We start from the raw sequence: 23,331 nt of genomic DNA on the forward strand, positions 1-23,331 counted from the left end.
CGCATGCGAAACGAAGAGTTGATCGAATGTCGATGAAGCGCCGCCCAGAGGCCCGCCAAGAGTCATTGTGGATCGCATCTGATGTCGTCGCCTCCAGTCCTGGGCATCCGTTTTACGAGAAGCTCGAGAAGATACTTCGAGACGAGGGCTTCGATGCCTTCGTTGAATCGGAGTGCGCTTCGTACTATTCGGAAAGGAAGGGTCGCCCGAGCATTCCGCCGGGCGTGTACTTCCGGATGCTCCTGATTGGGTACTTCGAGCGGCTTGATTCGGAGCGTGGCATTTGCTGGCGCTGTGCCGATTCCCTCTCGTTGCGCAACTTTCTGGGGCTTGGCCTGGACGAGTCGATCCCCGATCATTCTTCGCTTTCCAGGATTCGCACTCGTCTTTCTCTGGAGGTCCACGATGCGGTGTTTCGTTGGGTCCTTGGCGTTCTGGGAGCGCACGGTCTGATCGACGGCAAGACCCTCGGTGTCGATGCGACGACGCTGGAAGCGAATGCAGCGCTTCGAAGCATCGTGCGTCGGGACACGGGCGAGACCTACGAAGAATATCTGAAGGATCTTGCCCGTGAGAGTGGAATCGATACCCCGACGCGATCAGATCTTGCGAAACTGGACAGGAAGCGTCCGAAGAAGGGTTCCAACAAGGAGTGGGTCAATCCGCATGACCCGGAGGCCGAGATCATGAAGATGAAGCATGGCGCCACGCATCTTTGGCACAAAGCAGAGCATGCAGTGGACATGAGCGGCGCTGGCGCGGTGTTGTCGGTGACGTTGCACGGCGGAGCGAAAGGTGACACGAAGAGCTTGCCCGACACGCTCGAAGCCGCGCAGTCGAACCTTCATGAGCTTTCCGATGATCCCGAGACCCAAGACGAAATCCATGATGAAGCAGGTCGAGAAGTCGTGGCAGACAAGGGCTACCACGGAAACGAAACGTTGTGCGCGCTGATCGACGAGGGTTACCGGACCTACATTTCCGAGCCCGACCGAGGCACTCGAAAGTGGATCGGCAAGAAGGACGCCCAAGCCGCGACGTATGCGAATCGAAGACGGATTCGTGGTGATCGAGGGAAACGGCTCTTACGCAAACGGGGTGAGCTGCTCGAGCGGCCATTGGCTCACTATCTCGAAGCAGGGGGCATGCGGCGAACGCACCTACGCCACCACGGGAATATCCTCAAACGGTTACTCGTGCATATCGCCGGCTTCAATCTGGGAATGCTGATGCGCGATCTCCTCGGTACGAGAACGCCAAAGGAGTACGCGGAGGGGACGCGAAGCCTCAGCGGAGCTTTTTCGCGCATTTTCGGCTATCTGTTCGCCTGTTTCACCCCTGGCCAAAGTGTGCTGAGCGCCATTTTCACAGGGCGGTCAGTCGAAGACAACAACCCGGACCGTGAATCACGGAATCCGAAGTTTGGCTCTCAGGCGAGAATTCTCGCTTTTTCAACGGGCTGCTAGGGCGCCTCCCCCAGCCCCGTGCCCGTCACCAGGTACACCGCGAAACTGGCCAGCCAGTGCTCGCCCTCGTAGTGGCCGGAGAGCACGCCGGCCAGGCCCGTGCGGGCGTGGAGGTCGGCCAGGGCGGCGGCGTGGGTGCGGCGGGGGTCGCCCTCGGGGAGGGCGGCGGCGATGCCGGCCAGGCACCACGCGCGGACCAGGTTCAGGCCGTCGAGGTGGGCGATCTTGGGGTCGGAGGGGTCGGATACCCGGGCCGGGGCTTCGACAGGGCCCAGCTCGCCATGGCGCAGGCCGGGGAGAAAGCCGTCGATCCAGGCGGAGAACTCCTCGGCCGAGAGTACCCGGCGCATCAGGTCGGCTTCGAGCAGACAGGGGGAGAAGAAATCCTCTCCGCCGGGTTCGTAGTTCACCGGGCAGCTCTGGTCCTCGATGTAGTAATCGCGGGCGCGCTCGGCTACCAGTCGGCGCAGACCGTCGTCGCCGACGGCGTCGGCGTAGTCGAGCGCCTGGGCCAGGGCGAAGGCGGTGTTGGAGTGGGTGCCGCTGCGGATCGGCCAGTCCAGGCGCTGGAGATATTCCCGCAGGCGGCCGACGATTTCGGTCTCGAGGGGGACCAGGTTGAATGCCCAGCCCCGGCCCCGGCCGTCCGGCCAGGTACGGACCTCCGCCGCCAGGCGCAGAAGCCAGGCCCAGCCGTAGGGCCGCTCGAAGGCTCGCCGACCCTTCTCGCGGAAGTAGGCCGCCTCCCGGGCCAGCGGCTCGCGGGCCATGTGGGGGTCGAGACGGGAGCGCACGCGCTGGGCGACGGGCAGTTCCGGGTAGGTCTTGACCAGCCGCAGCAGCATCCAGTGGGCATGCACGGCGCTGTGCCAGTCGAAGCAACCGTAGAAAGTCGGGTGCAGCTCCCGGGGCAGGGCCAGGGACGCGTCCGAGGTCAGCACGTGGTGGGGTTTGTAGGGGTAGGGTCTGTCGATGCAGGCCAGGGCCAGCTCTGCGAAGGCCACGAGCTGTTCCTGCTCGATCCTTGCGACACCGACCTCCGGGACGGCCCGGGGGACGTGTGCCTCCTCGGGCGGAACGCCGGACCCCGAACAGCTCGTCAGGGCGGCCAGCATCAAAGCCCCTGCCCACCCGCGCAGCGGTTTCATTCCACCTCCACGTAGATCGCGCCCCCCTCCACCCGCACCGGGTAGCGATGGATGTCGCGCGCGGCGGGCGGGGCGAGAAGAGCGCCGCTGCCCAGGTCGAAGCAGGCGCCGTGCAGTACGCACAGCACCTGGCCCGGACGCAAATGGCCCACGTCGCTCAGCCTTGCGCCCTGGTGGGGGCAGCAGTCCTCGAGGGCGTGGATCGTACCGTCCACGTTGCAGAGGAAGATTTCATGGCCCTCGACTTCCACGCCCAGCTTCTCTCCCGGGGGCAGTCGATCGAGGGAGGCCACCTTGTGGTATCGAGCCACCTCCCGCTCCTTGCTGCGGCGCGGCGTTCTCGCCCCGCGCCGCAGCCGGGATCATCGCCGAGGGTGGGGAGGCTGGCAAGGGAATCGCGCTCGCGGGTGTCCGGACACTGTCCGGGGGGGGTGTCCGCATGTGGACGCGGCGGGGGAAAAGTCGACGGCCGAGCGTAGGGCTGAACCTGGCCTGGAACTTGCTTCGACCCGGGGCATGAACGAGCGAACGATGCCTGCCCCGCGCCTCCCGTCGCCCTTTCGCGGCAGCACCCTGATCGAGGCCCTCGTGGCCCTGGCCCTGACGGGTCTGCTCGCCGCCGGGGTGCTTTCCCTGTTTCACACCGCCGTGCACCACCTGCGGGCGGCGGATCGCCTGGACCGGGCCCGGGGGGCGGCCGAGACCATCGCGGCCCGGCTCGATGGGGTGAGCTTCCACCGACTGCCGGGCTACTTCAGCGCCGCCCCGGACGACAGGGAGGGTATCCTCGACACCCGGGATGCCAGCGCCCCCGCAGCGTGGCACGAACTGCTCGAGGGTTTGCCCGACGGGCGCATCGAAGCCCGCCTCGAGGGACTCGGCGCCGGCGGGACGTCGGCGACCTTCGGCACGGCTCTGGGGTGCCGCCTGCGCGTACGCGTCAGCTACCTCGAAGCCGGGCGACGCCGCCGGGTGCGGCTGGTCTGGGTGCGCGGATGAAGAGGCCGGCCGGCAGCCGCGGTTTTGCCACCGCCGGCTCTCTGGTGGGGGTCCTGCTCTCGCTGGTGGCGGTGCTGGTGGTCCTCACCCTGTGCCGGGGCACCCTGCGCCTGGCGGCGGATCTGGGCGACGCCGCCACCGGGGCCGCCGCGGCTCATTGGGCTCTCGATCGTATGGCCGCGGAGATCTCCCGGGCCGGGGCCGGCCTTCCTCCCGCAGGGGCCGAGTCCTCTCCCGACGAGGCCGTCGAATTCCTGTCCGCCGGCGCCCTCGGGATTCGCGGCGACCTGGACGCCGGTGACCCGGTCCTGGCCCGGGACCCGGAGGAGCATATCGCCGGCATCTTCCCTCGGACCACCACCGGCAACGACGAGGTGGTGATCTTCTATCGCCGCACGGGCAGCCGCGGGGGGCGCCTGCGGGCCCGCTTCGAGGCCGACCTGGATTCTTCCGACCGGCTGACCCTCGCTGACGGAAGCGAAGTGGCCCGCCGGGATGGAGTGGTGGAGAGCATCGACGCGGGGCCCTTCGCCGAGCCCGGCGATACGCGTCCCGGCGTGCTCTACCGGGTGACTTTCGTACACGATGCGCGCCGGGCGGGCACCGGTCGTTTCCGCAGCGTGCAGCCCCTGATCGACGACGTGGCGTTCTTTGCCGTGACGGCCTTCGACGGCCGGGGCGACGCCCTGTCTTCCTGTGGCGGAGCCGACGACGCCGGGTCGCGGGCCTGTCGCGGCCGGGTCCGGCGCGTGCGCCTGGAAGTGCGGATGAAGGGCGGGGGGCGCTTCCGGCGCGAGATCGCCCTGGAGGAGAGGTGATGTTCCTGCGGCGGGGATGGCCCCGCGGTGAGCGGGGCTCGGCACTGTTGGCGGTGCTGGTCGTCTCCCTGCTGCTCTCGGCGACCGCCGTGGGCCTGTGGCTGATGGTCCAGGGCGCGAGTCGGGGGGCGGCCCGCCGCGGCCGCCAGGCCCTGGCCCGCCGGGCCGCGACCTCGGTTCTGGTGATCGCGGCGCGTTGGTTCGAGTGGGAAGAGCGGTCCGGCCTCGTGGCCCCGCCGGCGGTGGAGGAGGTGGACCGTGGTCGCCGGCAGGTGGACCCGGACGGAGACGATCGGGGCACTCCCTGGAGTCTGGCTCCGCCCCCCTGGAACGTGCGCTACCGCGAAGGGGGCGGCGCCCTCCTCCGCCCCCCCGACGGTCCCGACCCGGTGGATCGCCTGGTGGGTACGGCGGGGGGACCGGATGTGGAACTCCGGGAGGACGACCCCGCGGCGACCGGCAAGCTGGCCGCCATCGAGGCCATCATCGCGCCGGGGGGCGGCTTGCGGCTGGTGCGGCTGGCGATCTTCGGCCCCCCCGCCTGGGCGGGGAAGGAGGGCCTGGCGCGGGTGGAGGTGGAGGTGCGCGCCGAGGCGCCCGCCGATGTGGGCGTGCGGGTCCGGGCCCGGGGGTTGGTGCGGCATGTCGACTGGGGCCGGCCCGATCGGCCCCTCCTGGTGCGGGGCGATGCCTCCTGGGGTTCCGGCGCGCCTTTCCGCGGTGGGGAAGCCGTGGTGGGAGGTGACCTGCGCGTGGCAGCGGGAAGCTGGGCGCGCTGGCCCTCGGGGGTGCCCTGGGCCGGCGTGGACGCACCCCTGCGCCGGGACAACGACGGCGACGGCAGCGCCGACGATCGGGATGGGGACGGGCGAGGCGACTTCGAACAGTGGTTGACCCTGGCCGATCCCGTGGCGGATCCCTGGTTCCGGTTGCGGATCGGAGGCGGGTGGAACGGCCCCGCCGCATCCGGCCCGTGTGCGACTCCCTTCCCGTTCGCACCCTGGCGTACGCCGCCGGTGGCTCCCCGGCGGGATGACGAGCATTCCGGGGTGTGGCTGGAGTGCCCGGCCGCGGGCCTCGAACCTGTACCGGTCTCCTGGCGCCGACTGGTCCGGCGGGGCGTGCAGGGCGTCCAGCGCTGGGTGCAAGAGGCTGCGGGCACCTTCCGTCTCGACGCCGTCGGTCCATCGAAGAGCCTGGGGGACATCCTGCCCCGGGGTGGCGGGGTGGTGCTGCTCGAATTGGAGGACGGCGCCGCCCCCCTCGAGATCGTCGCCGAGGGTCTCGAAGGGGCCGTCCTGCTGGTCGGCGACCGGGGAGTCCGACTCCGGGGTGCGACCACCCGCGGCAAGGAACTGCGGGTCGACCCCCAGGTGGGCGACAGCGCCGGTGAGGATCGGCGTGCGGGTCCCGGGGATCCCTTTCTCGACCTGACGCCTGACGGCCTGTCCTGTCTCGGGTGGCATCCCGGTGACTGGCGGTCGCCGACCGCCCCTCGGCCTCCCCGCCGGGATTGCGGCCGGCGGGGCCTGCACCTGGACGGTCTGCTGGCGACCGAGGGCTTGCTGGAACTCGCGGGTGCCTGGGAAGGGGAGGGTGCCCTGCGGGCCGCGTCCCTGGAGGTGGACGAGTCGCTCGGCCCCGCCACGGTTCGTCCCGCCGCCTGTCCCCCCTCCGGCCGCCGGCGCTGTGGGCCGCCCGGGGCGCCCCGGGTACTCCTGAGCGACGTGGTTTGGGGCTGGTAGGATCCTCCGCCGGCTCCTGGAAGTGCCCGTTCCTCTTTGGTGCGTGCCGGGAGCCGACGGCCAGGGGGGAGGGCCGTGTGGACGGGAGGACGGACCGGGTGCCATATTGGACAGGCAGAGGAGGGCCGGAGATCGGTCCAGAGGAGCGGAAGTGATGTCCGTTCGAAGGTTGCTGTTCATCGTCCTGGCTGCCCTCTGGGCGGCCGTCGCGCTTTCGCCTGCCCTGGCCGGGGATCCCCCCAGGGCCGCGGCCCCGCAGAAGAAGGACGGCAAACGGGATTCCACGGCCACCCGGACGGTGATCATCGGCCCCGGTTCCCAGGCCGCGCTGGGGCCTGCCGGCCGGACCTCGAAGAAGTCCGGGAAAGACGATGCCCGGGCCGCCGGGGCGACCCGGCCGGAGGCCCCGGCTACGGCCCCGCCGTCGACCGGCGCCCTGCCGCGGGCCAAGTCTCCCGCCATCCTGGCGACCCGGGTCGACCGGGCCACCGGAGAGAAGAGCCTGGTCATCACCAACGACGACCTCGTGCGGATCTACGGCCGTACGGCCCGTCCGGTGACCGCGGAACCGGACTACGGCTCGTTGCTGCAGAAATACGGCAACCGGAAGAACGCGCCTTCCGCCGCCCCGCCGCCCCGGGAGACTCGCGAGGAGAAAATCGCGACTCTCGAGCAGAAGATCGACCATCTCAAGCGTCGTCTCCTTTCCCTGCACAACCCCCTGCTGCCCCGAATCGGCGCCGGTGACGACAAGGAGCGGGAGGCGGAGAAGGGGCTGGACAACGCCCAGCGGGCTCAGCGGGTGCGGGACGAGATCCGCCGCCTCGAGCAGCAGCTCGTGCGTCTGCGGCAGGGCGCTCCGAAGCGGCGCTGAAAGACGATCGGCGCGCCGCGAGGCGGGACGATGGGCTATGCTTGGCGCTCGCCCCGCGCTTGCGCCCGTTGGAAGGAGATCTGTGGCTTCCGTGACCGCGACGAGGAAGAGCAAGACCCGTTTCGTCTCACTGCTGGTCTGTGGTGTCGACCGGCGTCGGGCGGCGGCCTGGGCCGAGCGTCTCGCCCCGGTTTTCGACGAGATGCCCGAGACCCTGCCCCCCGAGGAGTTGGCGGCACGCCTGGGACGTTCCAAGGCGGTCGGGGCGGTGGTCTTCGTCCCTGCGGGTGGCGGGGGGGCGCTGATCGAGGCGGTGCGTGCGGCGCGGGACGCTTGCCGTGGGGCGGACCCGGCTCTCCCCCTGGCGGTGGTTTCCGAGGGCCTCGAGCCCGCGGACCTGGTGGGACTCTTCCGCCTCGAGGTGCAGGAACTGCTGCACCCCGACGATCCCGAACCGGTGACCGGACGCCTGCGGGCCTTCGTCGAGCGACGGGCTTCCCGCAGCCAGGGGTTGCTTTTCGGCAGCGGCAAGAACGTCCCCCGCCTGCTGGGGCGGTCGACGCCCATGCAGGATGTCGCGCGGTTGGTGGAGAAGGTCGCGCCCTCCGACGCGACAGCCCTGATCCTGGGTGAATCGGGCACCGGCAAGGAACTTGTGGCCCGGGCCCTGCACGTGCTCTCACCGCGCCGGCGGGGCCCCTTCGTGGCCATCAATTGCGCCGCGATCCCGGAAACTCTGCTCGAAAACGAACTCTTCGGCCACGAGAAGGGGGCCTACACGGGAGCCAACGCCACCGCCATCGGCAAGGTCGAGGCGGCGGAGAAGGGCACGCTCTTCCTCGACGAGATCGGGGAGATGCCGATCCAGCTTCAGTCGAAGATCCTGCGACTGCTCCAGGATCGGACCTACGACCGCATCGGCGGCACCCGCACCCGCAAGGCCGATGTGCGCATCGTCGCCGCCACCAACCGGGAGCTGCTCGGGGAGGTGACCGCCAAGCGATTCCGAGAGGACCTCTATTACCGCCTCTCCGTGGTACCGATTCCCCTGCCGTCCCTGCGCGAGCGGCCGGAAGACATCCCCCTGCTGGTGAACTTCATTCTCGATCGCCTGGCGGAGAAGCTCGGCCGGCCCGGGCTGCGGGTCTCTCCCCCGGCCATGGAGCGGCTGGTGGCCTACCGCTGGCCGGGCAACGTACGCGAGCTGGAAAACGAACTCGAGCGGGCGGCGGTGCTGGCCCAGGGGGACGAGATCCAGCCCGCCGACCTGGAATTGCGGGCCCGGGTCGAAGATCCAGACCTCTTGGCCCTCTCCCGGCTGGTCAGTCTGGACGGCACGCTCGACGAGACGGTGCGGCAGGCGGCCGCCGCCGCCGAGAAAATGCGCATCTCCCACGCCCTCGGTCGCCACGGCGGCGACCTGGCCGCGGCGGCTGCGGAACTGGGTCTCGAGGTGGACGAACTCGAGCGGCGCAAGGCCTGAAAGCGCGTTAACCTGTCCGCCTCGAGGGTTCCCCCCCAGCTCCGACGCCGTGGATCCACCTGCGGCGGGAAGAGGGTTCGATGGCCCAGAGACGGATCATCATCGCCGGCGCCGCCGGTCGCGACTTCCACAATTTCAACGTGGCGCTCAGGGGGCGCACGGACCTGCGGGTCGTCGCCTTCACCGCCACCCAGATTCCCGACATCGACGGACGGGTCTATCCGGCGGAACTGGCCGGGGCAGACTATCCCGAGGGGATTCCGATCCGTGACGAGGCCGACCTGGAGCAGCTGATCGCCGAGTCGAAGGCCGACGAGGTGATCCACGCCTACTCGGACGTGGCCCACGAGACTGTCATGCACCTGGCCAGCCGCGTGCTGGCGGCCGGAGCCGACTTTCGCATCCTCGGTCCCGCGGCTACCGAGATCCGTTCCAGCAAACCGGTGATCTCGGTCTGCGCCGTGCGCACCGGCTGCGGGAAGAGTCAGACCTCCCGCAAGATCGCCCGCTTGTTGCGCGAAGGGGGACGCCGGGTGGCGGTGATTCGGCATCCCATGCCCTACGGTGACCTGGCGGCCCAGCGCTGCCAGCGTTTCGCCACCCTCGAGGACATGGACCGGCACAAGTGCACCATCGAGGAGCGCGAGGAATACGAACCCCACGTGGCGGTGGGCAACCTGGTCTTCGCCGGTGTCGACTACGAGGAGATTCTCCGCCGGGCGGAACAGGAAGCCGATGTGATTCTCTGGGACGGCGGCAACAACGACCTGCCGTTCTACGTGCCCGACCTTCACATCGTGGTGGTCGACCCCCTGCGACCGGGCCACGAAGAGCTGTATCACCCCGGCGAGGCCAACGCCCGCAAGGCCGATGTCTTCGTGATCAACAAGATCGACTCCGCCGACGAGGACGCCGTGGCCCGGGTGGAGGCCAACCTGCGGCGGCTCAATCCCCGGGCCCGGGTGATCCGTGCCGCGTCGCCGGTGGTGCTCGAAGAGGGCGCCGAGCTGGCCGGTAAGCGGGTTCTGGTGATCGAAGACGGACCGACCCTGACCCACGGTGGGATGAAGTTCGGCGCGGGGGTGGTCGTCGCCCGTCAGGCGGGCGTCGTCGAGATCGTCGACCCCCGGCCCTGGGCCGTGGGGTCCATCGCGGCGACCTACGCCAAGTACCCGGAGACGGGTGCGGTGCTGCCGGCGATGGGCTACTCGGATCAGCAGGTGGCCGACCTGCAGCAGACCCTCGAGGCTGCGGCCTCCGCCGTGGACGCCTACGTCATCGGCACTCCCATCGATCTGCGGCGGTTGATGGATTTCCCCAAGCCGGCGGTACGCGCCACGTACAGCCTCGAGGAGAAGGGTCCGCTCGACCTGGCCGAGGTGCTCGGGGACTTTCTCTGATCTTCAGTGATCGGGGGAGCCTTCCGGCTCCCCCCTTTCTGCGGGCCCCCGCGGCCCCGGAGACCAAGCGATGAAGGGACGTGACCTGGTCGCCCTGTGGGACTGGAAGGCCGACGAACTCGGCTCACTGCTCGATCTGGCCCGGCAGGTGGCGCGGCAGCCCGGTGCCTATGCCGACGCCCTGCGGGGCAAGACCGCTTTTCTCTATTTCGAGAAACCCTCGCTGCGCACCCGTGTCACCGGCGAGGTCGGCCTGGCCCAACTCGGCGGTACGGCGGTGACCCAGACCCCCGAGATGGGGCGCATCGGCAAACGGGAGACCGTGGCGGATGTGGCGCGCAATCTCGAGCGCTGGGTCGACATCATCTGCATGCGCACGTTCTCGCATCGCCTGGTGGAAGAAACCGCCGAGGTCGCGTCCGTGCCGGTCGTCAACCTGCTCACGGACCTGCTGCATCCCTGCCAGGCCCTGGCGGACCTGCTGACCCTTCGGCAGCGTTTCGGTGACCTGGCCGGCAGGCATCTGGCCTACGTGGGCGATGGCAACAACGTGGCCCATTCGCTGCTGGTCGGCGGCGCTCTGTCGGGGATGAAGATCAGCGTCGTCGGACCCCGGGGCTTCGAGCCCAACCTGCGGGTTTTCGACCGGGCCCGGGAGTTGGCGGCGGCCCACGGCGGGGAAGTGCTCTACACCTCCGACATCCGGGAGGGCGTGAGTGGTGCCGACGCGGTCTACACCGATGTCTGGGCTTCCATGGGACAGGAGGACGAGGCGCAGGCCCGGCGGGCCCTGTTCGCGCCGTATCAGGTGAATGACGCGCTCTTCTCCCTGGCCTCGGCCGAGGCGGTGTTCATGCACTGCCTGCCGGCCCATCGCGGGGAGGAGGTGACCGACACGGTGGCCGACCACGAGCGCTCGGTGATCTTCGACCAGGCGGAAAACCGCCTGCACGCGATCAAGGCCGTCTACCTCGCCCTGGTGGGGCACTAGGCGGTGGTGTCGGTGCGATGAAGGCGCTGATCCGCATTTCTTCCGATATCGTCACCAAGGCGCCGCGCACCCGCTCCCGCTTCACCCGCCGCCTGGTCGAGAATCTCCGTGCGGGCCTCCAACGCGAGGCCGTGCCGGCACGGGTCCACCGTGATCACGTGCGGATCTACCTCGAGGCCGATGATGCGCGGGCCTTCGAGATCGCCCGCCGGGTCTTCGGCGTGCACTCCCTCTCGCCGTGCATCGAGGAGCCCTACGCCGGGCTCGACACCTTGCTGGCAAGAGGCGAGGCGCTGTTTCGTGACGAGGTGCGGGGCCGCGGTTTCGCGGTGCGCGCCAAGGTGCGGGGTGTGGCCGGCCTCGGCTCCCAGGCCGTCAACGAACAGCTCGGCGAGCGCTTGATGGAGTACGGCAGGGTGGATCTGACGGCTCCCGAGGTCACCGCCCAGGTGGAGGTGCGTGGCGGCAAGGTGCGCTTTTTCACTTCCCGCATGATGGGCCCGGGGGGGCTGCCCGTGGGAGTCGAGGGCCGGGCCGTGGTATTGCTGTCGGGGGGCTTCGACTCGGCGGTGGCGGCGTGGATGATGTTGCGGCGGGGGGTGGGGCTGGATTACGTCTTCTGCCGCCTCGGCGGCGTACGTCACGAACGGGCCGTGCTGAAAATCGCCAATACCCTCAGCCGCCTCTGGTCGGCGGGCAGTCCGTCGCGGCTTTACGTGCTGCCCTTCGAGGCGGTGGCCGAGTTGATCGTCGCCCGGGTTCCCGAGGCTCTGCGCCAGCTCGTGCTCAAACGGGTGATGTACGCGGTGGGGGAGGCGCTGGCCCAGCGGGTGCGCGCCCATGCGGTGATCACCGGCGAGGCCCTGGGCCAGGTCTCCTCCCAGACCCTGCGCAACCTGCGGGCCCTGGGCTCTCCTCGGCGGGTCGGCATGCTGCGTCCGCTGGTGGGATTCAACAAGGAAGAGATCATCGCCCGATCCCGGGAGATCGGCACCCACGACCTCTGTGCCGGCGTGCCGGAGTACTGTGCGTTGGTGCCACGCAAACCCGCGACGGGGGCGGGACGGTCCCAGGTGGACGAGGCCACCGCGCTGGTGCCCTTCGACGCCACCGAGGCCGCACGCATGGCGGTGCGCCATGACCTGCCGGCGCCGCTGCCTGCCGACGACGTGGAAGGCGAAGTGGAGGTGATCCCTCCCGATGCCCTGGTGATCGACATTCGCGCCGAGGCTCTGCGTCGCGCGGCGCCTTTCGAGGGGGCGCTCGAGATCGACCCCTCCGCGGCGCGGGCCGATTTCGAGACCCTCGACCCGGATCGGAGCTACGTGGTGGTCTGTGAGCACGGCCTGCGTAGCGCCTGGCTCGCCCGTCACCTGCGCCGCCTGGGCTTCGACGCCGTCAACCTCCGCCAGGGCATGGGGGGCTGAGGGCGGTCAGCCGGGCGCTTGGCCGATCAGAGGGGGCCGTCCTGCCCGCAGGCGCCGACGGCGCGGATCAGGTAATAGTAGGTTTCGCGATTCGCGCCGGCTCCCAGGTCGTCATGGTAGAGCCGGGTCGTACCGGCCCATTCGGCGAAGTCGGCGGGCTCCGGCGTCAACGAGCGCAGCACCTTGTAACGCGTGGCGTCGGCGGCGGCCTGCCAGCGGAGGCGCAGGTGGGCTCCCGCTCCGACGAGACGGACCTCGAGCCCGGTCACGGCCGGCGGCACGGGGCTCGAGGAGCGGTCGGTGGCCTGTGCCCGGACCTGGTTGCCGTCGACCAGGCCGCTGTTGGCCGGGCCGCTGCCACAGCTCTCGTCGTTCTCTGCGCGCACCATGTAGTACACGGGCTGGTCCGCGGGTGCCGTGGTGTCGTTGTAGGACAGGCCGGCAAGGCCCGAGGCGACCAGGTTCGCCGCCGACGGCGTGAAAACGGGGTCCGTGTCCCGGTAGACCGCGAAGGTGCCGCCTCCGCCGCTGCCCCAGGCCACGGCCGTATCCCAGCTCACCGTCACACCGCCGGCCGCGCAGGCGTCGTCGTCGTCGGCCCCGGTGACGCCGCCGAACGCCGGCGCCCGGCTGCAACCGCCGCAAGGGCCGTAGTCGGGAAGCGAGCCGTCCTTGAAGATCAGGTCGTCCACGTTCCAGCCCGCATACTGTCCCGCGCCGTCCGATGACTGGCGGAACTCGAGCCACACCGAGGGACGGCCGTCGGCCAGGGGGCCCACGTCGAAGGTGACCAGCTGGAAGTCGTCGTCCTGCACCGGATCACCGGCGGAGTTGTAGAGCAGTCTTCCCGGGCCGGCCCAGAGCCAGATCGACGCCTCGTCCCCGGGGCCGGCGCTCAGCTTGCGGTAGAGCAACACCTTGGTGTTGCGCCATGGGGTGGCGTTCTGGGGCGGGCTCTCGGCGCTCTCGTCGATCGAGGCCTCGTAGTCGCCGGGATAGAGGCCGCTGCCTGCCAGGTCGTGGCCGAGCAGGGCGGAGTTGTTGTAGGCACCAACGGGGTCGGGGGGGCCGGCGGAGCCCCCGGCTCCCGTGGGCGGACCGATTTCCCACTCGCCCTCGAGGGACCAGCCCGCGGAGCCGCTTTCGAAGTTGTCCCGCCAGTACAGTCCCGGGATGGTGGAAGCCTGGAAGGCGAAGGGGCCGTCGGGACCGGTGGCGCTGCCGGTGGTGCCGAACTGGTCACTGGAACGGACCCGGAAGTAGATGGCGTCACACGAGTCGAAGTCGTTGAGCAGCAGGTCGTGGGAGGTGACCCGCCCCGAGTCGCTGGTGCTGCGGCCGAGGGCGGGGGTCGGTCCCCATTCCACCAGGCTGTCCCCCGGCTCGTCCGTTTCGAACCGTACATGGGCCCGGGCGTTGGTCAGGTTTTCGATCCGCAGGTTGCGGATCACCGGTCCCCTACAGTCGACGCCCGCGGTGTCGTAGGCCAGGGACGCCAGACCTGTGCCGTCGTCGGCGTCGTGGTAGGTGACGGTGATGGTGTCTCCCTCCGCCACCTGGAGCCGGCCGTCGGCCTGGGGTGCTCCCGCCGCCGTGGGGATCGATCCGGTAAAGCGGGAGGAATTCACGTCGGTTTCAGTGACGGTGACCCACTCGGTGAGGGTCTCCGTGGTGCTGGTCACCTCGAGGCGGGCGGTGTCGACGGTTTCGGGGTCACCATTGAGGTCCAGGTCGACTACGCTGAAACTCACCGTGCCGGCGCAGGAATAGACCGCCTCGTCGATGCTGACCTGACCGGTGTGGCAGGCCTGCAGTCCGTCGCCGAAGTCGCCGAGAGTTTCGAAGTGGTAGTAGCGTCCTCCGTCGTTGGCCACCGCCAGGTTGCCTGCCGGATCCGTCGACTGCACCTCGTAGTAGTAGACGGTGCACTCCCGCAGCCCCTCGAGCGGCACCCGGTGGTCGGTGACAGGGGCTTCGGCCGACGTCGTCTGGGAGGGCGGCGTGGTCTCGCCCCAGACGACCACGCTGTCCGCGGTCTCGTCGGTGGTCCAGGCGATGACCGCGCTGACGTCGGTCAGGTCGGTTTCGTGGACGTTGCTGATCAGGGGGGCGCTGCAATCCACCACGGCCGAGGCCATGTACTCCACGTCAGGGCTGCCGTCGCAATCCAGGGCGTCGACGTACCGGGCTTCGAGGATGTCGCCCTCCCCGACGGAGAGCCGGCCGTCACCCGTCACGGGTGGCGCACTCGAGAGGGGAATCGTCCCCTCGAAGATCATCGAGTCCGCGCTGCGCTCGGTCAGCACCACCTGTTCGGGGTCGGGCTCCGTACTGCTCCAGACCGGGATGGTCACGGTTTCCTGGAGCCCCGGGTCGGCATTCAGATCCCTGTCGGCGACGAGTATCCGGGCCTCGCCCTGGCAAGCGAAGGCGCTGTCGGCAAAGGTGATCTTGAACGGTTCGGCCAACTCGGCCAGGGTGGCCACCGAGGTGCGTACCACCGAATAGAAGAACGAGAGGTCCCCGCAGTTGGCGATGGTGTCGTCGGAGGTGTGGTAGTGGGGATAGTTGCCCCCATGGCCGCAATAGTTTTCGTTGTCGGTGATGCCGCAGATGGCGTCGTAGCCCCGCTGCCAGAAAGCGTAGTGGTCGGAGGCGGTCAGGCTCGGGCAGTAGAAGGCGTCCACCACCAGCCCGGTGTCGTAGAGGGTGGCGCTGTCGGCGAAAAGCCGGCCCAGCCACTCGGACGGACCATTGAAGTTGATGTCCAGATCCTCCGGCTGGGGCAGCCCGTCACCCTCCCAGGCGATCATGTCCATGTTGATCACCCCGAGGATCTTCTCCCCCTGGTCCAGGGCGGCCTGGGCGTAGGCGTGGGAGCCCTTGAGGCCCTGCTCCTCCCCGGTGGCGTTGAGGAAGCGCACCGTGTTCTTCACGCCCCAGCAACTGAGGACCCGCGCCGACTCCAGCACATTGACCGATCCCGAGGCGTTGTCGTCGGCGCCGGGAGCGGGGCCGGAGGAGGGCAGGTCGTCCAGGTGACCGACGACGATATAGATCGAATCGGGGGTCACCGCGCCGCTCAACTCGCCGATCACGTTCGGAGCGTGAGACGGGTTCCAGTCGTCGTACCGGGCGGGTATGCCGAGAGCGCGATAGGTGTCGAAACAGTATTGCCCGGCGTCCCGGCATCCCTGTCCGAGCGAGTAGCGGCTCCCCGTCGGCGGATTGCCGGTCAGGTCGCTGAAGAAGCGGTCGATTTCCGCTTCGTCCACCGAGGCGACGATCTTCTGCACGACGGGGTCCGGCCCCGCCGCGTCCTCCATGGCCGCGGCATCTCGTCGGGGAGTGGGGCGGGGCCAGGTCAGCGGGGCGAGCGGAACGGGGGTGACGAAGACCCGGGCCGCGTCCAGCTGGCGGCCGCCGCCACCCGGATCGAGGCGAATCAGGATCCAGTTTTCCTCCTCGAGCAGCCGGGTGCCCGCCGCCGCCACCGCCTCGAGGTCCGAGTCGGGACGCAGCCCGATGACCAGGTAGGGCGTGCCGGCGGCGGCTTCATCGAGTACGCGGGTCCGGTAGCCGAGCCTTGCGGCCTGCCGCGCGGCGTCCGGTCCGCCGCGCATCAGCAGGCATGACGAGAGTTCCATCACGACCGGCAGCCCCCGGGAGCGGAGGACTTCGGCGTCTTCGCGTCCTTTTCGCTCGATGCGCACGAGCTGCTCATCGTTCGAGGAAGCCGGGCCGGCGGGCGCAGCGAGGGCGAAAGGGGCCAGGAGTCCGGCGAGAAGCCCGATCCAGGCCGGGACGAAGCTTTTCATCGCAGGCCTCCATGGGGGTACGTTGGCGGAAGTGTACTGCGAGAGACCGTCGAGGGGGGGCGTCACGCCCCGCGGGAGGGGAAGAGCGCCGCGGGAGGCGGGAAGAAGTCCGCCTCGAGCTTGACACCTCGAAAGGCCGCGGGTAGTCTCTTGCGACTTTCCGCGCACCGCAGGCGCGCGGGAGGCCCTGTCGTGTTTCGTGCGGCCCGCCGCCGCCGAAGGGCACGGCTTTCCCTTCATCTTATTGGTGGGAAAGACTTTGACCGGGCCGGGCTTGTGTGGCCCCGCTCGACCCTCGCCACACCGGCGCGGTGTCAGGAAGACAAGTTCCGTCGAGGAACTTCCCGGACACGGGATCCAGGAAGGACTGGAGTGCCATGAAGACCTTTGTTCCCTCGCCCTCCGATATTCATCGTGACTGGTGGGTCGTGGACGCCGCCGACAAGCCCCTCGGCCGCCTGGCCAGCGAGGTCGCCTCGAGGCTGCGCGGCAAGCACAAGCCCTACTTCACGCCTTTTCTCGATACCGGAGATCACGTGATCGTGGTCAACGCGGACAAGGTCAAGCTGACCGGCCGCAAGCAGGACGAGAAGATCTACTACCGCCACACCGGTCATCCCGGGGGGCTGAAGGAGGCTACGGCCCGGGAGATGCTGGCGAAAAAGCCCGAACGGGTGATCGAGCTGGCGATCAAGCGCATGCTGCCCAAGGGCCCCCTGGGCCGGAAGATGTACACCAAGCTGAAGGTCTACAAGGGCGGCGATCATCCCCACCAGGCGCAGAAACCCCGCTCCCTCGAGATTCACGGTTGAGAGCGCAGGAGATCAACTCGATGACCACCACCCAGTGGAACGGCACAGGACGTCGAAAGGCCGCGGTCGCGCGGGTCTACCTGCGTCCCGGAAACGGTGAAATCAGGGTCAACAATCGGCCCTTCGACAACTATTTCCTTTCTGCCACGGCCCGCGAGGACATCAAGCAGCCTCTCGCCGTGACCGAGCAGGACGGCAAGTTCGACATCATTGCGAATATTCGCGGCGGGGGGCTGACCGGACAGGCCGGTGCTTTCCGTCTCGGCATTGCCCGCGCTCTCGTGGCTTTCGACGCGGAACTCAAGCCGGCTCTCAAGAAAGAGGGCCTGTTGACCCGTGACGCCCGCGAGGTGGAGCGCAAGAAATACGGCCAGAAAGGCGCCCGGGCGCGCTTCCAGTTCTCCAAGCGCTGATGACCATGGCGGCCGCCCCCGAGCGGCCGCTTGCGCTTGGCCAGGCCTTCTGGCGACAACCCAAGGTGGCGGACCCGCCCAGGTCTGCGCCTGACTGGAGGAATCGTGGAAAAAAACCTGTCCGTCTCCCTGAGGGAACTCCTCGAAGCCGGCGCCCATTTCGGTCACCAGAAGGCCCACTGGGATCCGCGCATGAAGCCCTACATCTTCGGGCTCCGGGGCGGTGTCTACATCATCGATCTGCAGAAGACCCTCGTGCTCTTCCGGGAGGCCCTGAACTTCGTCCATGACCTGGCCGCCGCGGGGAAGACGATCCTCTTCGTGGGCACCAAGCGCCAGGCCCAGGAAATCATCGTCCGCGAGGCCGCCCGCTGCGAGATGTACTACATCCACCAGCGCTGGCTGGGTGGATTGATGACCAACTGGAACACGGTGAAAAAGTCCGTCGACAAGATGCGGACCCTGGAAAACGCCGAGTCCGATCCCCGTTTCGCTCACCTGACCAAGAAGGAGCGCCTCGGCCTGATCAAAAAGCGTTCCCGGCTCGAGCACGTGCTGGCGGGAATCAAGGAGATGACGCGACGACCGGATGCCCTCTTCGTGGTCGATACCCGTCGGGAGCACATCGCGGTGGCCGAGGCCAACCGGCTGAAGATCCCGGTCATCGGCCTGATCGACACCAACGCCGACCCGAACAACATCGATTTTCCGATTCCGGCCAACGACGATGCGATCCGTTCCATCGAACTGTTCGCGACGAAGATCGCCGACGCCATCATCGAGGGGCGCAACCAGTGGCGGGCCAGCCGGCCCGAGCGCTCGTCGCGCTCTCCCCGGCGCCGTGGCGCCGCGGGTCGCGAAGGGGCCGCCCCCGCCAAGGCACCGACCGAGCCGGCTCCCGCGGCTCCGGCGGGTGCCGAAGAGGCGGCGCCACCGCCCGCGGCCCCGGAGCCGGCCCCGGAAGCCGAGGCCTGATTTCCGGACGACCCACAGCTACTGGCGGCTTTCCGGAGCCGCCATCGCTTTGAAAGGCCCGCGTCGCCGGGCCGCGTAGAGGAATGGAAATGTCGGTAACTGCCCAGGATGTGAAGAAGCTCCGCTCGATGACCGGAGCTGGAATGATGGATTGCAAGAAGGCCCTGACCGAGACCGGGGGCGATTTCGACGCCGCCGTCGACTTTCTCCGCAAGAAGGGGCTTTCCTCCGCCGCCAAGAAGGCCGGCCGCGAAACTTCCGAAGGCATGGTCTACGCCTATATCCATCCGGGAAGCCGGGTGGGTGTGCTGATCGAGGTCAACTGCGAGACCGATTTCGTGGCCCGGACGGACGACTTCCAGGCCCTGGTGCGCGACCTGGCGATGCACGTGGCCGCCGCCCAGCCTCGTTGGGTCGCCCGCGAGGACGTCTCCGAAGCGGAGATCGAGCACGAAAAGAAGATCTACCTCGAGCAGATGAAGGAGTCGGGCAAGCCCGAAGCCGTGCTGGAGAAGATCGTCACCGGCAAGATGGAAAAGTTCTACAGTGAAAACTGTCTGCTCGAACAGGGCTTCATCAAGGATCCGGACAAGACCGTAAAGGACCTGCTCACCGAGGCCATTGCCAAGTTGGGCGAGAACATGCAGATCGCCCGTTTCGTCCGCTACGAACTCGGTAAGTAGCCTTCAGGGGGCGGGACCGCAGCCGGAGAAGAGCCATGACGGCACCGGAGATCCCCTATCGCAGGGTTCTGCTCAAGCTCAGCGGGGAAGCCCTTCTCGGCGAGCAGAGCTTCGGCATCGATCCCGATGTGGTCACCCGCATCGCGAAGGAAATCGCCGATGTGCGCGCGCTGGGCGTCGAGCTCGGCGTGGTGATCGGTGGAGGGAACATCTTCCGCGGTGTCTCCGCGGCGGCGCGGGGCGGTGTCGACCGGGTCACCGGCGATCACATGGGGATGCTCTCGACCGTGATCAACTCCCTGGCGTTTCAGGACGCTCTCGAGGGCATCGGCGTCGAGACCCGGGTCCTGTCGGCGATCAAGATGGACCAGGTCGCCGAGCCTTTCATTCGGCGGCGGGCGATGCGCCACCTGGAAAAGGGGAGGGTGGTGATCCTCGCCGCCGGCACCGGCAACCCGTACTTCACCACCGATACGGCCGCGGCGCTCCGGGCGATGGAGTTGCGGGCCGATGTCCTGCTCAAGGCGACCAAGGTCGATGGCGTCTACGACAAAGATCCGAAAAGCCACGACGACGCCCGGTTCATCGCCGAATTGACCTACCGCGAGGTGTTGCGGCGGGGGATCGGTGTGATGGATGCCACGGCGATCTCCCTGTGCATGGACAACAACCTGCCGATCGTGGTCTTCAACCTGCTCGAGGAAGGCAATATCCTGGCCCTCCTCCAGGGCCGACGGATCGGGTCGGTCGTGACGAGCACTTAGCCTGGATGGGGAGCATGGCGCCCACGCGTCGTGCCCGAGGAGCTGCCGCCATGTTGGATGACGTCATCAAGCGAGCCCGCGAAAGGATGGAACAGACGGTCGACTCGGTGCGCCGAGACCTGGCTTCCCTGAGGACCGGGCGAGCCAGCCTGGCGATTCTCGACGGGGTGACGGTGGACTACTACGGCCAGTCCACGCCGCTCAACCAGACCTGCAAGCTGGCCATTCCCGACCCGGGCCTGATCGTCGCCCAGCCCTTCGACCCGTCGATTCTGGGGGACGTGGAGCGGGCGATCCTGGCCGCCGACCTGGGCCTCAACCCGAGCAACGACGGCAAGGTGGTGCGCATCCCCATCCCGCCGCTGACCGAGGAGCGTCGCAAGCAGCTGGTCAAACGGGTCGGCCAGATCGCCGAGGAAGGGCGGACCGCCGTGCGCCACATCCGGCGCGACGCCAACGACGAGATTCGTTCGCTCGAAAAAGACGACGACTCGGCGGTCTCGGAGGATGACGCCAGGCGTTGCCTGGACCAGGTGCAGAAGCTGACCAACGAATTCGTGGCCAAGGTCGACGAACTGGCCAAGGCCAAGGAAAAGGAGTTGATGGAGTTCTGATGGCCGCAGACGTCGCGGTGATCCTGCTGGGGGCCGGCAGCGGTACCCGGCTGGGTGCCGGGCGATCCAAGGCCCTGGTCACCCTCGGAGGTCGTCCGCTGGTGGCCTGGTCCGCCGCTGTTTTCTCCTCCCTCGATGACGTGTACCGGCTGGTGCTGGTGTTGCCCGCCGATCCCGGCCAGGCCGGGGCGATCACGCGAGCCTGCGCCGATCTGGCGGTCGACGTGGTCTCCACCGTGGGCGGGGCCCGTCGGCGGGACTCGGTGCTGCGTGGGCTGGAGCAAACAGCGGGAGCCCGCTGGGTGATGGTGCACGACCTGGCGCGGCCCTTCGTCTCCCGCGAGTTGGCCCTGCGTGTGCTCGGGGCGGCTCGGCGTTCGGGGGCGGCTGTGCCGGTCCTGCCGGTGGGGGACACCCTGGTGACGGCCGAGCGGGGCCGCGTGGGGCAGGTGCTGGCCCGGGACGCCGTGCGCGCGGTGCAGACGCCCCAGGCCTTCGATCGCGATTGGCTGCTCGAGGCTCACGGGCAGGCCCCCGCCGACTGGGATGCCTCGGATGACGGCTCGATGGTCAGGCGCCTGGGTCGCGAGGTGGCGCTGGTCGAGGGCGAAGCGGAGAACTTCAAGATCACCTGGCCCGGAGATCTGGCCCGGGCCAGGGCCCGGTTCGACGCCTCCCGGGAAGGCGAGGGGGGCATCGAGGAGATGGAGATGCAGCTACCACGGGTCGGCTTTGGGTGGGATGTCCATCCGCTGAAGAAAGGCAGGCCCTTCCGCCTCGTGGGCGTGGAGTTGACCCCGGATTTCGGGCCGGAGGGACATTCCGACGGCGATCCCCTTTCCCACGCGGTGGCCGACGCCCTGCTCGGTGCCGCCGGCGCGGGGGATATCGGCATGCTCTTTCCCGACAACGATCCCCGCTGCCGGAACATGCCCGGGCCGGATCTGCTGCGGGAGACCGTCGAGCATCTTCGTCGGAGGGGTTGGCGACCGACGGGCGTCGATGCGGTGGTGATCGTGGACAAGCCCAAGCTCGCTCCTCACCGGGAGGCGATTCGCGCCCGTTTGGCCGAGATCCTCGGCCTGCATCCGGGGGCCGTATCCGTCAAGGGCAAGCGTACCGAGGGGCTCGGTGGGCTGGCTGCGGGAGCCGGGGTGGGCTGCCAGGCCGTGGCGACCCTGGTCGGCGGCTGATGGGCACTCGCCCGCCACGCCGGCGTCGTGCCGAGCCGGAGCTTCGCGAGGGCCTGGCGTTGGGCTTTCATGCCGTCCGCGGCGCCTTGCTGAACTCGCCGAGAAGGGTCGAGAAGGTCTTGCTGGCCCGGGGGCAGCGGGACGAACGCACCCGGCAGATCGTGGCCCTGGCCCGGAAGGCCGGCGTGCCCCACGGGCAGGTGCCCCGGGAGGCGATCGAGCGTCTGGCCGGGGGGGTGCGGCACCAGGGCATCGCGGCCCGGTTGGCGGAGACCGAGTTGCTGACCGCTGCGGAACTGGTCGAGACCCTGCCGGAGCGTCCCCTGCTGGTGGCCATCGACTCGGTTTCCGATCCACGGAACCTGGGGGCGATCATCCGGACGGCGGCGGCGGTCGGGGCTCACGGCCTGTTCCTGCCCGGTCACCGGGCGGCCGGGCTTTCGCCTGCCGTACGCCGGACCGCCGAAGGCGGGATCGACCTGCTCCCGGTGGCTCGAGCCGGTAATCTCTCCCGCCTGCTCGAGGCACTGGCCGACGACGACATCGTCCCCGTGGCCCTCGAGACTCGGGGGGGGGTGCCCTACTGGGAGGCTCCCCTGGCCGGGGGCGTGGTGCTGGTGGCCGGGGCCGAGGAGAAGGGGATTCGCCCCTCGGTGCTCAAGCGCTGTCCCGTGCGGGTGACGATTCCCATTCGGGAGGAGGTGGGCTCGCTCAACGTCTCGGTGGCGGCGGGCATCCTCCTGGTCGAAGCCGATCGCCAGCGTCGTCGGCACGGCGCTTGATGCGACCGCCATCTTATTTTTTCGCAAATAGCCTTGACGGCTCCCCGGGCCACTGCTAGCATCCCCGCGTTTGCTGGGCTGGCGTAGCTCAGCTGGAAGAGCAGCTGATTTGTAATCAGCCGGTCGGGGGTTCGAGTCCCTTCGCCAGCTCCACATAGGGTTGGGGCGGAATCAGCTCGAAAGGCCGACGAAGGAAAGAGGAGAACGCCCCGGAGAGCAGAAATGAAGGGCGGGTCGCTTCAACCCGGCGGGGGTTGTTCGTCCCGTCTTCACTGTGCGCTCGGGGCTCCCATGTTGGAGGGGTACCCAAGTGGCCAAAGGGAGCAGACTGTAAATCTGCCGTCGTACGACTTCAGAGGTTCGAATCCTCTCCCCTCCACCACCTCGAGGCACGAGCCGGGGCAAAGCCCCACAGCACCGATTCTTGTAGAAGCGCGGAAGCATGGACGGACAGGAGAACAAGGCGGGAATAGCTCAGTTGGTAGAGCATCAGCCTTCCAAGCTGAGGGTCGCGGGTTCGAGCCCCGTTTCCCGCTCCAGATGGGCCGAAGCGGCAGGGTGCACGGGACCGGATGCTCCCGCGGCGACGGCGGGAAGAACTCAGGAGACCAGGTAGGGCCCATGTAGCTCAGTCGGTAGAGCACCTCCTTGGTAAGGAGGAGGTCACCAGTTCGAGTCTGGTCATGGGCTCCAGTTGCAACGATCCGCCTGCGGCTCCGCCGCGGGCCGTCAGACCCCGGCAGGCGTTGCCCGGGGCGCACGAAGGCCGGAGGAATCCGATGGCTAAGGAAAAGTTCGAGCGTACGAAGCCCCACGTGAACGTCGGTACGATTGGTCACGTGGACCACGGAAAGACGACGCTGACGGCGGCGATCACGACGGTTCTTTCGGAGCACAGCGACAAGGTCGAGGTGCGTAGTTTCGAT

Annotated in this window: 20 protein-coding genes and 4 tRNA genes; 21 read left to right on the plus strand and 3 right to left on the minus strand. The window is 68.6% G+C overall.

Annotated features, from left to right (window positions below; all coding sequences use genetic code 11):
- Positions 1–1,466, plus strand: a 1,466-nt coding sequence (locus Q9Q40_13725; GenBank protein ID MDQ7008278.1) for a transposase, incomplete at its 5' end; no start/stop codon positions are given.
- On the opposite strand, the gene Q9Q40_13730 is transcribed toward Q9Q40_13725, so the two are convergent.
- Together Q9Q40_13730 and Q9Q40_13735 are read right to left on the minus strand one after the other, a co-directional pair.
- Complete coding sequence (locus Q9Q40_13730; GenBank protein MDQ7008279.1) at positions 1,463–2,614, minus strand: DUF2891 domain-containing protein; 1,152 nt, start codon at positions 2,612–2,614, stop codon at positions 1,463–1,465. The two genes, Q9Q40_13725 and Q9Q40_13730, sit on opposite strands and share 4 nt — an antisense overlap.
- Positions 2,611–2,925 carry a non-heme iron oxygenase ferredoxin subunit gene (locus Q9Q40_13735; GenBank protein ID MDQ7008280.1) on the minus strand — a complete coding sequence of 105 codons (315 nt, stop codon included), beginning with the start codon at positions 2,923–2,925 and terminating at the stop codon, positions 2,611–2,613. The genes Q9Q40_13730 and Q9Q40_13735 overlap by 4 nt, the downstream gene beginning before the upstream one ends.
- Positions 2,926–3,145: 220 nt before the next feature.
- Between Q9Q40_13735 and Q9Q40_13740 the strand changes: the two genes are divergently transcribed.
- The 8 genes from Q9Q40_13740 (at position 3,146) to Q9Q40_13775 (ending at position 12,351) form a co-directional block, all read left to right on the plus strand.
- A complete protein-coding gene (locus tag Q9Q40_13740; GenBank protein ID MDQ7008281.1) occupies positions 3,146–3,613 on the plus strand; it encodes a prepilin-type N-terminal cleavage/methylation domain-containing protein in 468 nt (155 codons plus the stop codon).
- Complete coding sequence (locus Q9Q40_13745; GenBank protein MDQ7008282.1) at positions 3,610–4,431, plus strand: hypothetical protein; 822 nt, start codon at positions 3,610–3,612, stop codon at positions 4,429–4,431. The genes Q9Q40_13740 and Q9Q40_13745 overlap by 4 nt, the downstream gene beginning before the upstream one ends.
- Positions 4,431–6,176: a hypothetical protein gene (locus Q9Q40_13750; GenBank protein ID MDQ7008283.1), complete on the plus strand. Its 1,746-nt coding sequence runs from the start codon at positions 4,431–4,433 to the stop codon at positions 6,174–6,176. Before Q9Q40_13745 ends, Q9Q40_13750 begins: the two co-directional genes overlap by 1 nt.
- 154 nt (positions 6,177–6,330) lie before the next feature.
- The gene (locus Q9Q40_13755) at positions 6,331–7,050 is read left to right on the plus strand and encodes a hypothetical protein (GenBank protein MDQ7008284.1); all 720 of its coding nucleotides are present in this window, start codon (positions 6,331–6,333) and stop codon (positions 7,048–7,050) included.
- A 91-nt stretch (positions 7,051–7,141) separates the two neighbouring features.
- A complete protein-coding gene (locus Q9Q40_13760) occupies positions 7,142–8,533 on the plus strand; it encodes a sigma-54 dependent transcriptional regulator (protein MDQ7008285.1) in 1,392 nt (463 codons plus the stop codon).
- An 80-nt stretch (positions 8,534–8,613) separates the two neighbouring features.
- The gene (locus tag Q9Q40_13765; GenBank protein MDQ7008286.1) at positions 8,614–9,933 is read left to right on the plus strand and encodes a cyclic 2,3-diphosphoglycerate synthase; all 1,320 of its coding nucleotides are present in this window, start codon (positions 8,614–8,616) and stop codon (positions 9,931–9,933) included.
- A gap of 70 nt (positions 9,934–10,003) precedes the next feature.
- Positions 10,004–10,924: an ornithine carbamoyltransferase gene (argF, locus tag Q9Q40_13770; GenBank protein ID MDQ7008287.1), complete on the plus strand. Its 921-nt coding sequence runs from the start codon at positions 10,004–10,006 to the stop codon at positions 10,922–10,924.
- A gap of 17 nt (positions 10,925–10,941) precedes the next feature.
- The gene (locus Q9Q40_13775) at positions 10,942–12,351 is read left to right on the plus strand and encodes a THUMP domain-containing protein (protein MDQ7008288.1); all 1,410 of its coding nucleotides are present in this window, start codon (positions 10,942–10,944) and stop codon (positions 12,349–12,351) included.
- Between the two features lie 26 nt (positions 12,352–12,377).
- On the opposite strand, the gene Q9Q40_13780 is transcribed toward Q9Q40_13775, so the two are convergent.
- Positions 12,378–16,169, minus strand: a complete 3,792-nt coding sequence (locus tag Q9Q40_13780; protein ID MDQ7008289.1) for a M28 family metallopeptidase — start codon at positions 16,167–16,169, stop codon at positions 12,378–12,380.
- A 377-nt stretch (positions 16,170–16,546) separates the two neighbouring features.
- Between Q9Q40_13780 and rplM the strand changes: the two genes are divergently transcribed.
- The 12 genes from rplM (at position 16,547) to Q9Q40_13840 (ending at position 23,098) form a co-directional block, all read left to right on the plus strand.
- Positions 16,547–16,981, plus strand: a complete 435-nt coding sequence (gene rplM / locus Q9Q40_13785) for a 50S ribosomal protein L13 (GenBank protein MDQ7008290.1) — start codon at positions 16,547–16,549, stop codon at positions 16,979–16,981.
- A 20-nt stretch (positions 16,982–17,001) separates the two neighbouring features.
- Positions 17,002–17,394, plus strand: coding sequence for a 30S ribosomal protein S9 (gene rpsI / locus Q9Q40_13790; protein ID MDQ7008291.1), 393 nt, complete (start codon positions 17,002–17,004; stop codon positions 17,392–17,394).
- Positions 17,395–17,499: 105 nt separating this feature from the next.
- Positions 17,500–18,369 (plus strand): 30S ribosomal protein S2, encoded by an 870-nt coding sequence (rpsB, locus tag Q9Q40_13795; GenBank protein MDQ7008292.1) that lies wholly within the window; start codon positions 17,500–17,502, stop codon positions 18,367–18,369.
- 89 nt (positions 18,370–18,458) lie between these two features.
- A complete protein-coding gene (gene tsf, locus Q9Q40_13800) occupies positions 18,459–19,052 on the plus strand; it encodes a translation elongation factor Ts (GenBank protein ID MDQ7008293.1) in 594 nt (197 codons plus the stop codon).
- A gap of 35 nt (positions 19,053–19,087) precedes the next feature.
- Positions 19,088–19,816 (plus strand): UMP kinase, encoded by a 729-nt coding sequence (pyrH, locus tag Q9Q40_13805; protein ID MDQ7008294.1) that lies wholly within the window; start codon positions 19,088–19,090, stop codon positions 19,814–19,816.
- Positions 19,817–19,866: 50 nt separating this feature from the next.
- Positions 19,867–20,430, plus strand: coding sequence for a ribosome recycling factor (gene frr / locus Q9Q40_13810; GenBank protein MDQ7008295.1), 564 nt, complete (start codon positions 19,867–19,869; stop codon positions 20,428–20,430).
- Complete coding sequence (gene ispD / locus Q9Q40_13815) at positions 20,430–21,623, plus strand: 2-C-methyl-D-erythritol 4-phosphate cytidylyltransferase (protein MDQ7008296.1); 1,194 nt, start codon at positions 20,430–20,432, stop codon at positions 21,621–21,623. Before frr ends, ispD begins: the two co-directional genes overlap by 1 nt.
- Positions 21,623–22,405, plus strand: coding sequence for a 23S rRNA (guanosine(2251)-2'-O)-methyltransferase RlmB (gene rlmB / locus Q9Q40_13820; protein MDQ7008297.1), 783 nt, complete (start codon positions 21,623–21,625; stop codon positions 22,403–22,405). Before ispD ends, rlmB begins: the two co-directional genes overlap by 1 nt.
- A 77-nt stretch (positions 22,406–22,482) precedes the next feature.
- Positions 22,483–22,558, plus strand: a tRNA-Thr gene (locus Q9Q40_13825).
- Between the two features lie 143 nt (positions 22,559–22,701).
- Positions 22,702–22,787: transfer RNA gene (locus Q9Q40_13830), tRNA-Tyr, on the plus strand.
- An 81-nt stretch (positions 22,788–22,868) separates the two neighbouring features.
- Positions 22,869–22,944 (plus strand) — tRNA-Gly (locus Q9Q40_13835).
- A 78-nt stretch (positions 22,945–23,022) separates the two neighbouring features.
- Positions 23,023–23,098 (plus strand) — tRNA-Thr (locus Q9Q40_13840).
- The last annotated feature ends 233 nt before the right edge of the window (positions 23,099–23,331 follow it).

The organism is Acidobacteriota bacterium (assembly GCA_030949985.1).
In the GTDB taxonomy this organism is placed as follows: domain Bacteria; phylum Acidobacteriota; class Polarisedimenticolia; order J045; family J045; genus JALTMS01.